This is a genomic window from Guptibacillus hwajinpoensis, from assembly GCF_020524165.1.
Classification (GTDB): domain Bacteria; phylum Bacillota; class Bacilli; order Bacillales; family Guptibacillaceae; genus Guptibacillus; species Guptibacillus hwajinpoensis_D.
Genome location: NZ_JAIVKU010000005.1, coordinates 789,094 through 801,150, shown reverse-complemented (window position 1 = coordinate 801,150; position 12,057 = coordinate 789,094). Strand labels below are relative to the sequence as shown.

Genomic DNA, 12,057 nt, shown 5'->3' with positions numbered 1-12,057 from the left:
CTTACGGAGTCTTTTCTCATTATTTTACGACCATGACTGGGCGGTTAGATTTGTGGATGACCTGATGGCTAACGCTTCCCAGCACCAATTCTTGAAGAGCATTCACGCCTCGGTTTCCCATGACAATGACATCCATGTTTTGCGTTTGGGCATAATCACAAATTGTTTTTGCAGGAGAGCCGTGGAGCATGCTCACTTCATATGGAACTGCTGTCTTTCTAGCCAACTCTTCAGTCGAGCGAAGTTTGCCTCTTCGTTCGAGCTCGATCTCAGGGGAATTAGCGTGACGTAGCACATCATGCTTTGACGTTTCACCATCAATGACGTATACAATTTCTACACGACCTCCGGATAATTTCGCCAGCTCAAATGCTTTTTCTGCTGCTTTTACTGCGTTATCGGTTCCATCTGAAGCAAGCAGTATTTGTTGATACATTGTCTAAAACCTCCATTGCCATTTAACAGTAGATGCTAGTTATCATTACCCTTATAACAGGGGATTAAATCAAGTTTCCATTAGTGAAAGTTGAAAGGAGAATGAGGGAGAATAAATCTTGAAAAAAGGGTGTGAAGCGAATTTGAAGCGAATGATCATTTTAGTTTCTGTTTTCCTGATGCTTGATCTTGTCTCAAAACGATGGATGGATCATGTGTTAGAACGAAATGACCGAGTTGAAGTGATTGATGGCTTCGGGCTTCAGCTCTATTATAATGCTGGAGCTACTATGGGGTTGTTAGAAGGATATACGAGCTTATTACTTTTTTTACAAGCGAGTATCGTCCTTCTTTTGATCTATGGGTACAAACTGGCGACACCAAAACGTTTTGCAATGCAGCTTGCTTTTAGTTTGCTCATTAGTGGCGGAATTGGCAATTTGGTGGATCGGATTCAATATGGTTACGTCATTGATTTTCTTTCGGTGAAATGGAGTTCAGGGATTTTTAACGTAGCTGATATGGAGATTCGATACGGTTTTATCTTAGTCGTTCTTCTTTATTTTATGAAAAAATTTACGGTGCCTGGTTTGGATGAAAATTCAAATCATAAGCTACAAAAAAGCGAGAGAGGATAACTCCTCTCTCGCTTTCATTTTATTGTGCTTCTTGAAGAATCTGTTCAAGCTGAAATGCACGTACTTTTCTCGGTAGAAAGCTTCTTATTTCATCTTCATGAAAACCAACCTGAAGGCGTTTGGTATCAAGTAGGATCGGTCGTTTCAAAATGCCTGGGTTTTCTTTAATCAGACTGTACAGTTCCTGAAGGGTTAGCTCATCAAGTTCTTTATCGAGTGCTTCAAATGCTTTTGAGCGCTTAGAGATGATTTCTTCTGTTCCTTTTTCAGTCATACGTATAATCGCTTTAATTTCATCTTCAGATAGTGGTTTAGCAAACATGTTGCGCTGTTCATACGGAAGATTGTGTTCCTCAAGCCATGCTTTAGCCTTTCTGCAAGATGTACAGCTTGGTGACGTATAAAGTGTAATCATGTGTTTGACCTCCAAACGGATTTTACATGGTTCATCTCCATGTTAAGTATACTAAAAAAAGTGTTTCGCTGACTGTAAGCTATGTTACACATTTTTGACGATTATCTATGTTTGATTTGCGAAAGTCGCAAATAGTGAAAGTGGTCGTGTTAGATTGAGATAGCCAGGTTTTACTAAGGTATACCCACAAACGAGTGCAGGCAAACTAGAGATGAAGTGCAGATGTTAATGGAGGATGCTCATGGACGATAAAAAAAAGTGGGATTTGATTTCTCTTGCTTCAATTCCACTTGTAATGACTCTTGGAAATTCAATGCTTATTCCAGTTCTACCACTCATTGAAAAAAAGCTTGGCATCACATCCTTTAAAGTATCGATGATAATCACAGTTTACTCAATCGCCGCTATCTTGCTAATTCCAATCGCCGGCTATTTATCTGATCGGTATGGAAGAAAAAAAGTCATTATTCCCAGTTTATTTATTGCAGGAGTTGGTGGGCTTGTGACGGGATGGGCATCATGGTCTTTAAAGGATCCTTACATGATGATTCTAATTGGAAGGGTTCTGCAAGGGATAGGGTCTTCAGGAGCAGCACCAGTTGTTCTTCCGCTTGTAGGAGATTTATTTAAAAGTGATAAGGACGTAAGCGCAGGATTAGGATTAATCGAAACTTCAAACACTATCGGAAAAGTTCTTAGTCCAATTTTGGGGGCGCTTCTTGCATCTTTTCTATGGTACTTACCGTTCTTATCCATTCCGGTTTTCTCTCTTATTTCAATCATTCTTGTCATTTTCCTTGTTGAGTCACCAGAAAAAAAAGAAGAGCCGCAAACTTTTTCATGTTTTTTGTCGTGTTTAAAAAACATTTTCCATAAAGATGGGAAATGGCTGACGGCGATATTTGCAATTGGTGGCGTCATTATGTTCGTTCTTTTTGGTATTCTTTTCTACCTCGCTGGTTTTTTGGAAAAGGAGTTTCAAATTGTAGGGGTTAAAAAAGGGGCGATCATTGCGATTCCGCTCGTTGCTCTCTCTTTGACGTCCTATATCGCAGGAAAACGAATTGGCGAAAACAAAACGATAATGAAATGGTGTATCTTTGCGGGTCTTTCTTTGCTTGCTGTTGCCACAATAGGTGTATCTTTTACCGAAAGACTTTGGTTCATGTTACTCATATTGTTTGTAGCAGGGATAGGGATTGGCATGTCCTTGCCGTGCCTTGATGCGCTTATAACAGAAGGGGTTAAAAAAGAAGAGCGTGGTACGATCACATCGCTTTACAGTTCAACACGTTTCCTTGGTGTAGCAGCAGGACCACCAATCTATGCCATTCTGATGAAACAATCCCACGAAACTGTATTTTATACGTCAGCAGCTGTGACTGCTGTAGCTATTCTTCTTTGTTTTGTTTCGATTAAACCAGAATCGGATGTTTAGAGTATCGAAATAACGGGTAACTATGTACTCCCCCCAGTAAAGATTGACAAGGGAACCGAAAAAGAGTTTAAAGAGAGGAATGAAAGAATGTCTTTCGAATTAATTTTACAATTTTTAATGTTAAGTATAGGCTTTATTGCCGTTGCAGCACTGTTTCTTAATGTGGATAAAAAACGAACTCAGAAACGATTGGAAGTTGAGTTAGCGGAATATAAACAGCATCAGCTTCAAAAATACGAGAACAACAAATAAGGTGGAGACTCTGAAACGGGTTTTCATCTTTTTTTTGTGCTTTTAGAAGTGATTTTGATTTCAAGAAAGTTTGATATTTGAACAGGGTGGAATGTAAAGGTTAGCTAATTCATTCCGCATCGGAACAACTTAATGACAAAGGAGAGTATTCGCCATGATCGATATAGACCATTATTTTGCAAAAAATTACGTAGAATCGCGTGAGGCTTTTCGCAGTCATCTCGATAACATTCAGAAGAAGTGGCCTCAAGCAACCTTAACGACAAAAAGCATAGGAAAAGAAGAGGATAATACGATTGATATGATCTATTCAGAAGCACTGTCTTCGAACGATCGCGTGCTTTTTTTTACGACAGGTGAACATGGAATTGAAGGGTATGCAGGGGCAGCGGTGGTCCAGTATTTTGTGGAAAACTACTTAGATCAAATCGATCCATCAACAACTGGAATTTGCCTCATTCATGCCCTTAACCCATGGGGCATGCGCCACTTTCGTCGAGTAACTGAAAACAATGTCGATCTTAACCGTAACTATTTCTATGATGAAAATTCAGTTCGAAAAGATGTGAATAAAAATTACGCGAAGGAAAGTGATTTGTTTTTACCTAATGGAAAAATAACAAATTTGAAAGAAGAAAGGCATAAGCTTTATGCCCAGCTAATTAAAGGACTCGCAAAAGAAGGATACGCGGGACTTAAGAAAGCAAAAGGAATGGGGCAATTTCAATTTGAGCGAGGGGTCTATTATGGAGGGGATACGGCTGAAGAATCCGCTGAGTTCTTAAAAGGAATTCAAAAAAAATTGTTAGGAACGTATCCAAACGTGATTCATATGGATTGGCATACGGCTCTTGGACCAACAAATGAGGTCACAATGGTCATCTCTGAACATGATGGTAGAAGTGTTGATGAATTAAAAGAAGCCTACCATCTTAAGAATGTCGAGAAATATACCCCTGAAAAAGTAAAAGGAGACTCCACGAATCATTTTTATAAATTAAAAGAAGAAGCGTATCCAGAAACCTATCTTCTGTCCGCCTTATTTGAGTTTGGGACGTTTGGAACAGACAAACAGGCAGAACTGCGGGAATTTATGACGATTATTTTAGAGAATCATTTGTATCACGAAGGAGCAGAATCTGTCGATGATATCCAATGGATTCTTGGAGAATTTGAAGCGATGTTTTATCCGAATGATTCAGAGTGGAAGCAGTCCGTATTAAACGAAGCCCGTACTGGAATAGAAGGTGTATTAAAGCACGAAAGAATCTTAAAGTGAAAACAGGAGGTAGCGCTACATGCGCTACCTCCTTCTTAGTGACTATCCAATTGAACTTCGTACTTCATTTACCTGGCCATTAATTGTAAGCGCTTTGTCTTCACGATCTTCAATTTTAATGTTTGTTATCACGCGATCACTCCCTTTCCGAAGAGCACTCGTGTGAATGTCTCTTGCTAATTCAAAAAGTTCATCTACATTTCCTTCAAAGACAGTAGAGGTAGGTCCTATATGATAGGTAAAGCCTTCTTTTTCAGCGAGTCGAACGGCCTCTGTGACAAAATGACTCATGCTCGTTTGACTTGTCCCAACGGGTGTTACGCTGATTTCTAATAAAGCCATAAACAATCTCCTCCAGTTTATTCATGATAGTAGTCTATTGACTGTTCTTGCTTTTTCCAAACGTGCAATAACTGAACTTACTTCGAAAGTACTAATCGAAATTCCTTATTTTACAAAAAGTGAAACGTGATAGAGCCTTTCATCGTATTAAGAATATAAGCTGCTGGAGGGATGCTATGTGCTGAATTTTTTCCTTATGATTGCTGTTATCGTTGCCTCTTTAACTGGATTTAATTGGCTAATGGGGTATCGGAAAAACCATATTCAGATTGATTTGGACGATCGCTATATTGATTACAATGAGTATGTGAGAGCCTTGAAAGGTGAATTGCGCGCACAGGGGAGAGAGGTCGACTACTTAGGGGATCGTAGATTTAAAATCGATGGCAAAACGTACATGTTTATTGAACGGAATGTAACGATGAGTGGAGTGCCACTGCAGCGAACGATTTTAAAACCAGTAAAGTCATAAGCATATAAATTGCTTTGATAAGATCATGCTTCTATGCTTATCCTATTCGTAAACAAGCATTGGAGGTAGAAACAAATGGATCAAATCGCTGTTAATGCTATTTTGAAGCCAAAAAAGGGACAAGAGGAAGACGTACTGCGTGTTCTTCAGGAAGTGCTCAGAGGGTCACGTAAGGAAGAGGGGAATATTCAGTATGATGTTCACCAGTCGATAGAAGATACGACGTTTGTGATCTATGAAGTGTGGAAAGATCAGCAGGCGATCGAGACGCATATTCATTCGGAGCACTATGAAAAATATCGCCAGGATATAGGCTCTTTGATTGATAGTAGAGAAGTTTACAAAATGAAGAAGCTGGATTAACTTGATTGTAGATCGCTCTTCATTTCCGCGGAAATAACTGTGGAATCGTGGGTAAAATACGATTTTCGCGGAAAAAATCTCGAGATTCGCAGAATAATCTCGACGATCGCGTAAATAACAAAAAATGGGTTAGAAAAAGGCACGCTGGATGACTATCCACCGTGCCTTTTTCCTGTATTAGCGTCCTTCTTTCGCAAAACGTGCAATACGCTCTTCAATTTCATCGCGTACACGCTGGAAGAAAGCCCATTTTTCTTCTTCTGATCCTTCTGCTTTCGCAGGGTCATCAAATCCCCAATGATCGCGTTTAACATGAGGAGGTGTAACAGGACATTTGTCATTGGCATCGCCACAAAGCGTGACAACAAAATCTGCGTTGTTTAAAAGCTCCATGTCAATCTTATCAGAAGTCTGGTTAGAGATATCGATCCCAGATTCCTTCATCGCTTTCACGGCATTTGGATTAAGACCATGAGCCTCAATTCCTGCAGAATAAACATCGTATGTTTCTCCGAGGTGTTTTTTTCCAAAACCTTCAGCCATTTGGCTTCGGCATGAATTTCCTGTACATAAGAAATAAATTGATTTTTTATTAGACATAATGTGCTCCTTTTGAATCGAATTTTAGAGGATAAGTAGCCAGATATAGAGACCAAGTAACGTAATAAGCAACGTTGGTACAGTTAAGATGATCCCGATTTTGAAATAGTATCCCCACGAGATTTTAACGCCTTTTTGTGAAAGGACATGAAGCCATAACAAAGTGGCAAGGGATCCGATTGGGGTGATTTTTGGTCCTAAATCAGAGCCAATAATATTCGCATAAATGAGCGCTTCTCGAAGCGTACCAGAGGTAGTTGTTGCTTCAATAGCAAGCGCATCTATCATAACCGTTGGCATATTGTTCATGATTGATGACAAGATTGCAGCAATAAAGCCCATTGAAATTGTTCCAACGAGTAATCCCTGGTTGGCTGCAGCTTGAATCACATTTGCAAGAATATCCGTTAGTCCTTGGTTCCGAAGACCATATACAACGACATACATGCCAATTGAGAAGAAAACAATAGCCCAGGGTGCCCCTTTAATCACTTTCTTCGTTTCAACAGCGCTACTGCGTCTTGCCATTAATAGGAAGAAAATAGCAACGATGCCAGCGATTATGGAAACAGGAACACCAATAAACTCACTTGCAAAGTAACCAATCAGAAGCACGGCAAGAACAATCCATGAAAGTTTGAACATGCGTCGGTCCTTAATCGCCTCAGTTGGAACACGGAGTTCATGAACATTATAGTTTCCCGGAATATCTTTACGGAAGAAGAGATAGAGCACGAGAATGCTTGCCCCTAGTGAAAAGAAGTTCGGGACAATCATCCGTGAAGCATATTCAACGAATCCAATGTTAAAGAAATCAGCCGAAACGATATTGACCAGGTTACTAACGACAAGTGGAAGCGAGGTTGTATCGGCAATAAAACCACTCGCCATAATAAACGGAAAAATCATTTTTTCCTTAAAGTTAAGGTTTCGCACCATGGCGAGTACAATTGGTGTTAAAATTAGTGCGGCTCCATCATTGGCGAATAACGCAGCGACAACAGCTCCAAGTAAGGATACGTAAATAAACATCCGTAGGCCGTTTCCTTTTGCAGCTTTCGCCATATGAAGAGCGGCCCATTCAAAGAAACCAATTTCATCGAGAATGAGTGAAATGAGGATGATGGCAATAAATGCAAACGTGGCATTCCAAACAATCCCTGTCACTGTCAGGACATCCTGAAAGTCTACCACCCCAACAAGTAAAGCAAGAATCGCTCCCCCACAGGCAGACCAGCCGATGCCGAGGTTCTTAGGTTGCCAGATAACAAGCACTAAGGTAAGTACAAAGATAAGTATAGCTAGTGTAACGGTCAAACAAATTCCCCCATTAATCGCAACAAATGCGCAATCCTTTTTTTTCTAGCTCACTGAGTTTTTCCTTTTGTTCAGGAATGAAGGTTAAAATTTCTTCAATCATTAGAAAGGCGTCATGATCTGAATTTAATGAATAGAATACCCACTGTCCTTTTTTTCGTTCCTTCACTAGCTCGGCGTCTCTCAATTTCCTTAAATGTTGACTAACCGATGGTTGACTCATTTGAAGAACTTCGACAAACTCGCAAACGCAACATTCGCCATCTTTTAGAAGTCCAATGATCGTTAAGCGGGTTTTGTCTCCAAGCAATTTTAAAACAGAAGCTGCAGGTTCTATATCAATAACTGTTTTCTCCATCATGTCACCTCCAGACATCATTATATAAGCATGCACTTATGTATGCAAGGGGATGAAATGAATTCCAAGACAAAAGGGAGAAGATTGGACTCATAATGAACAGAAGGAATTGAAAAGTATCTAACAAAACTAAACAATCGCCCATCCATCAAATTGTTTTTTGCATAGTATGTATTAAATCCATGATGGAAAGGAGGTCATACTCCATGGGATACGGTTACGGCAGTGGGTTTGCTCTAATTGTAGTGCTGTTTATTCTCCTTATCATCGTAGGTGCAGCTTTTGTTGGAGGAGGCTACTAATTCTCAAAACATAAGCTGTATTCAGCAGACGAAGTCTGCTGAAAGAGCATGGGTTGAATAATAAACGCGCAAGAAGGCTGACATCCGTAGATTCAGCCTTTTCTTGTAGGTTTATGTAGGACAGACTTCTTTATGGAATCGCTGTTCCGTGAAATATAGTTCAGGTTATTACCAAGAGAGCCGTACGTTTTTTTGTTTTTTGGATCAATGAGGTTTGTCTGCTTTTGATAAACTCGAGGTGTTTGCCAGAGTGCATGTAAGGCTTTCATCATCGGCATTTCATGGTAACGTTCAGGCCACATCGCTTTGATATGCTGTTTCACACTTGGATAATATTTGGGGTTCATTCCAGGGAATAGATGATGTTCCGTGTGATATGAGAAATTAAAGTGAAGAATATCAACGATTTTCGGCACTGTTACTGTCAGGCTGTTTGCAAGGGGGTCATTGACTGGTGTTAACGGATTTAATCGATGATTGGTTGAAATGTAAGCCATGACAATAAAGTTCGCGATCAAAAGTGGAATGAGATAAGCAAAAACCCACTTGCGAAACCCGATTGCAAAGATGAGGCTTAGCCAGGAAACCCACGGTAAAATCATTTGTAGCCAGAGGTCTCTTTGTTTCTTACGATTGAATTCTTTTACATAAGTAAAAAACATTTTCATAGAATGAGCGCTAAATTGTACAGTAAGTGATGCAAAAGCAAAGAATGAGCGGATAAACAAGGGAAGGCCGTAGATCCATTTAAACCAGCTCAATTTTGAAATGCGTTCCAGTGTTGGCCAAGCGTCAGGATCGTTTTCGTCATGCTGTGTATGTACGTGGTGATTTAGATTGTGCCATTTTCTCCAAAGTGTCGGTCCCGTATTTAAAGGCCAAAAAGCAATTGCGCCTAATAGATCACGAAGCCATGCTTTTCGTATGACGGTACCATGCAAAATCTCATGTCCGAGAAACCCAAGGCCTGCAAAACACGCGCCAAGGATAGCTGAGAAAAACAGCAAAATAATCGGGTGAAAATCGTTGAAGTAAATCAGCAAAAAAGCGGTGATCGTGATAAAGAGATAGGTAAGTCCGCCATATAGTCTAGCTGGGACGGGCTTAAAGGCTTCAGGTGGAAGGTGTTTTTTTAGTTTAGCAGCATACCAGCTAAATGAGTGTAGGTCGTCCATCTTATTCCTCCTTATAGTTGAAAAAGTAGTGTTGTCCTAATGTAGGAGCAAAAAGTAAAAATGAGTGAGATAAACTCACATTCTCCGGGAATGTGCTTTCTATCTTTTACATTTATTAAGCATGCCCAATTTATTTTGAAATAGCCTTATCTCCTTCAGTTTATGGGAGACTCCTCCAGTAAAAGGCGATCATTTACATTAAATTTTGGTATATGAATGATTTTAAAGAAGAAAAAGATCGAAAAATCATACTTTTTCGCAAATTTCAATATTGTTATTATAAAAGCGTTGTGTATAATTTAAAATATTAGAATATTAAAAAAATAGAGCTGGGGGGATTTTTAATGAAAATGTTCACGAAAGGGTTATTGATTACTGTATTAGCCTGTTTATTGGCACTTACGACTGGGTGCGGTCAGAATCAAAGCAGTTCATCAAGCAGTTCTGATGCCGATAGTGAAAAGAAAGAAAAATTAATTGTTGGAACAGATGCAGCATTCGCTCCATTTGAATACATGGATAAAGGTGAAATCGTTGGATTTGATATGGATTTTCTGGATGCTGTTATGAAGGAAGCAGGATATGAATGGGAACCGAAAAACATAGGGTGGGACCCGTTATTTGAAGCTGTGCGTCAAGGGAAAGAAGTAGACATGGCTATTTCAGGAATTACGATTAATGACGACAGAGAGAAAACATTTGATTTCTCAAACCCTTATTTTGAGTCAACACATATGGTGATGTTTAAAGAGGGGACAGATATTCAAACGGCAAAAGATATCGAAGGCTTGACAGTTGGGGTTCAAAACGGAACAACTGGACAGGCGGCGGCAGAGAAAATTATGGGAGACAAAAGTTCAAATATTAAGAAGTTCGAAAACAATGTGGTAGCCATTATGGCATTGAAGAACAATGATGTTGAAGCGGTAGTAACAGATAACACGGTCGTCAATGAGTATGTGAAGAATAACCCGGAAGATAATTTCCAAACAATTGAGGATCCGGAGAATTTTGAATCTGAGTTTTACGGATTAATGTTTCCTAAGGATAGTGAGTTGAAATCAGAATTTGATGCAGCAATCAAAGAAGTGATCGAAAGTGGAGAGTACGCTAAGATTTATGAAGACTGGTTTGGAAAAGAGCCCAATACAGATAATTTGCTTGAGCAAGCAAAATAAACAAATAAACCGACTTACTACGGTCTAAGCGATACAACGGTCGTCGTTCATCGTCGGTTAACCATCGTAGAAAATCAAAAAGGAGATCGAATATGGGCGTATTTTCAATTGAAATTGTTCGTGAGTATCTTCCTTTCTTTCTAAAGGGAGCTATGGTTACGGTTGGGGCTTCGTTAGCTGGGATTCTAATTGGAAGCATTTTAGGGTTATTTATGGGAATTGGACGAATTTCAAAATCATGGTGGATTCGCTATCCGTTTATCTGGTATATCAATGCATTTAGGGGAACACCGTTATTTGTACAAATCCTTCTGATTCACTTTGGATTAATCCCATTAATGATGGAATCCGTTAATCCGCTTGTTTCACTTATTGTCACGTTATCCTTAAATGCCACGGCGTATATTGCTGAAATCTTCCGTGCTGGGATTCAATCGATAGATCGAGGGCAAATGGAAGCAGCTCGATCGCTTGGAATGACGCATGTACAGGCAATGCGTCACGTGATACTGCCACAAGCGTTTAAACGAATGATTCCTCCACTTGGAAATGAATTTATTGTGCTATTAAAGGACTCTTCTCTTGGAGCGATTATTGCTGCACCGGAATTAATGTATTGGGGAAGAGCGGCTCAAGGCCAATATTATCGTGTTTGGGAACCGTATTTAACCGTAGCCATTATCTACCTTATCCTAACCCTTTCGTTAACGTATTTATTGAATTACATCGAGAGGAGATTGGATACAGCATGATAAAAGTCGAGAGTCTTAAGAAATCATTCGGTGATTTAGAAGTCTTGAAAGAGATCAGTGTCGAAATTAAACCACAGGAAGTTGTGGTTGTTATCGGACCTTCTGGTTCAGGGAAGTCTACCTTTCTAAGGTGTTTAAATCTTTTAGAATCGATCACTGGTGGAAAAGTGATGATTAAAGATCAGGACTTAACAGCAAAGGGAACGAATATTAATCAGGTTCGAACAAATGTAGGAATGGTTTTTCAACAGTTTAATTTATTTCCTCATAAAACCGTTCTTCAAAATATTATGTTGTCCCCTATGAAAGTAAGAAAGTGGCAGCGGAAGCAAGCAGAGGAAAAGGGACTCGAGCTTTTACGTAAGGTGGGGTTATATGAAAAAGCGCATGTCTATCCAGACTCCTTATCTGGAGGACAAAAGCAGCGTGTTGCCATAGCGAGAGCACTTGCAATGGAGCCTGAAATTATGTTGTTTGATGAACCAACTTCTGCTTTGGATCCGGAAATGGTGGGAGAAGTTCTTGAAGTGATGAAAGATCTAGCCAAAGAGGGCATGACAATGGTAGTGGTTACGCACGAAATGGGATTCGCGAAAGAAGTAGGAGACCGCGTTTTGTTTATGGACGGTGGATACATTGTCGAGGAAAATGCGCCAATCGCGTTATTTGAAAATCCACAGCAAGAGAGAACAAAAGCTTTTTTGAGCAAGGTGCTGTAACATTCATTGAGAAACTCTTGCT

General features: G+C 39.7%; 17 protein-coding genes. 10 read left to right on the top strand and 7 right to left on the bottom strand.

Translation table 11 applies throughout. From position 1 onward, the window contains the following. Positions 1-19 precede the first annotated feature (19 nt). The gene (locus tag LC090_RS17240; RefSeq protein ID WP_226659241.1) at positions 20-436 is read right to left on the bottom strand and encodes a universal stress protein; all 417 of its coding nucleotides are present in this window, start codon (positions 434-436) and stop codon (positions 20-22) included. Between the two features lie 118 nt (positions 437-554). Between LC090_RS17240 and lspA the strand changes: the two genes are divergently transcribed. Beyond that, entirely contained in the window at positions 555-1,073 is a 519-nt protein-coding gene (gene lspA / locus LC090_RS17235; RefSeq protein WP_226659240.1) for a signal peptidase II, read from the top strand. A 19-nt stretch (positions 1,074-1,092) separates the two neighbouring features. On the opposite strand, the gene spx is transcribed toward lspA, so the two are convergent. Next, positions 1,093-1,488: a transcriptional regulator Spx gene (spx, locus tag LC090_RS17230; protein WP_159781425.1), complete on the bottom strand. Its 396-nt coding sequence runs from the start codon at positions 1,486-1,488 to the stop codon at positions 1,093-1,095. Positions 1,489-1,729: 241 nt separating this feature from the next. On the opposite strand from spx, the gene LC090_RS17225 reads away from it, so the two are divergent. The 3 genes from LC090_RS17225 to LC090_RS17215 all read left to right on the top strand — a co-directional run bounded on the left by LC090_RS17225 (position 1,730) and on the right by LC090_RS17215 (position 4,457). Continuing rightward, complete coding sequence (locus LC090_RS17225; protein ID WP_226659239.1) at positions 1,730-2,926, top strand: MFS transporter; 1,197 nt, start codon at positions 1,730-1,732, stop codon at positions 2,924-2,926. Positions 2,927-3,013: 87 nt separating this feature from the next. Next, complete coding sequence (locus LC090_RS17220; RefSeq protein WP_226659238.1) at positions 3,014-3,178, top strand: hypothetical protein; 165 nt, start codon at positions 3,014-3,016, stop codon at positions 3,176-3,178. A 154-nt stretch (positions 3,179-3,332) separates the two neighbouring features. Beyond that, the gene (locus tag LC090_RS17215) at positions 3,333-4,457 is read left to right on the top strand and encodes a M14 family metallopeptidase (protein ID WP_226659237.1); all 1,125 of its coding nucleotides are present in this window, start codon (positions 3,333-3,335) and stop codon (positions 4,455-4,457) included. A gap of 42 nt (positions 4,458-4,499) precedes the next feature. Here the strand turns inward: LC090_RS17215 and LC090_RS17210 are convergent, their stop codons facing one another. Beyond that, complete coding sequence (locus tag LC090_RS17210) at positions 4,500-4,799, bottom strand: MTH1187 family thiamine-binding protein (protein WP_226659236.1); 300 nt, start codon at positions 4,797-4,799, stop codon at positions 4,500-4,502. A gap of 178 nt (positions 4,800-4,977) precedes the next feature. Between LC090_RS17210 and LC090_RS17205 the strand changes: the two genes are divergently transcribed. Together LC090_RS17205 and LC090_RS17200 are read left to right on the top strand one after the other, a co-directional pair. Then, positions 4,978-5,271 (top strand): hypothetical protein, encoded by a 294-nt coding sequence (locus LC090_RS17205; RefSeq protein WP_369522765.1) that lies wholly within the window; start codon positions 4,978-4,980, stop codon positions 5,269-5,271. 75 nt (positions 5,272-5,346) lie between these two features. Then, a complete protein-coding gene (locus LC090_RS17200) occupies positions 5,347-5,634 on the top strand; it encodes a putative quinol monooxygenase (RefSeq protein WP_226659235.1) in 288 nt (95 codons plus the stop codon). A gap of 177 nt (positions 5,635-5,811) precedes the next feature. Here LC090_RS17200 and arsC read toward each other — a convergent pair whose 3' ends face one another. Genes arsC through LC090_RS17185 form a run of 3 tightly spaced genes read right to left on the bottom strand, consistent with a single transcriptional unit; the run spans position 5,812 to position 7,912 of the window. After that, positions 5,812-6,234, bottom strand: a complete 423-nt coding sequence (gene arsC / locus LC090_RS17195; protein ID WP_226659234.1) for an arsenate reductase (thioredoxin) — start codon at positions 6,232-6,234, stop codon at positions 5,812-5,814. Between the two features lie 24 nt (positions 6,235-6,258). Next, complete coding sequence (locus LC090_RS17190; RefSeq protein ID WP_255648139.1) at positions 6,259-7,551, bottom strand: arsenic transporter; 1,293 nt, start codon at positions 7,549-7,551, stop codon at positions 6,259-6,261. A gap of 13 nt (positions 7,552-7,564) precedes the next feature. Further along, positions 7,565-7,912 (bottom strand): ArsR/SmtB family transcription factor, encoded by a 348-nt coding sequence (locus tag LC090_RS17185; RefSeq protein WP_226659233.1) that lies wholly within the window; start codon positions 7,910-7,912, stop codon positions 7,565-7,567. A gap of 203 nt (positions 7,913-8,115) precedes the next feature. On the opposite strand from LC090_RS17185, the gene LC090_RS17180 reads away from it, so the two are divergent. After that, entirely contained in the window at positions 8,116-8,211 is a 96-nt protein-coding gene (locus LC090_RS17180; protein WP_142329528.1) for a YjcZ family sporulation protein, read from the top strand. Between the two features lie 92 nt (positions 8,212-8,303). Here the strand turns inward: LC090_RS17180 and LC090_RS17175 are convergent, their stop codons facing one another. Next, on the bottom strand, positions 8,304-9,386 hold the full coding sequence (locus LC090_RS17175; protein ID WP_226659232.1) for a fatty acid desaturase family protein: 1,083 nt from the start codon (positions 9,384-9,386) through the stop codon (positions 8,304-8,306). 344 nt (positions 9,387-9,730) lie between these two features. Here LC090_RS17175 and LC090_RS17170 point away from each other — a divergent pair, with 344 nt between their 5' ends. The 3 genes from LC090_RS17170 (at position 9,731) to LC090_RS17160 (ending at position 12,035) form a co-directional block, all read left to right on the top strand. Continuing rightward, positions 9,731-10,564, top strand: coding sequence for a basic amino acid ABC transporter substrate-binding protein (locus tag LC090_RS17170; RefSeq protein ID WP_425590666.1), 834 nt, complete (start codon positions 9,731-9,733; stop codon positions 10,562-10,564). A 92-nt stretch (positions 10,565-10,656) separates the two neighbouring features. Then, on the top strand, positions 10,657-11,316 hold the full coding sequence (locus LC090_RS17165; protein ID WP_226659231.1) for an amino acid ABC transporter permease: 660 nt from the start codon (positions 10,657-10,659) through the stop codon (positions 11,314-11,316). Further along, entirely contained in the window at positions 11,313-12,035 is a 723-nt protein-coding gene (locus LC090_RS17160) for an amino acid ABC transporter ATP-binding protein (RefSeq protein ID WP_226659230.1), read from the top strand. The genes LC090_RS17165 and LC090_RS17160 overlap by 4 nt, the downstream gene beginning before the upstream one ends. The last annotated feature ends 22 nt before the right edge of the window (positions 12,036-12,057 follow it).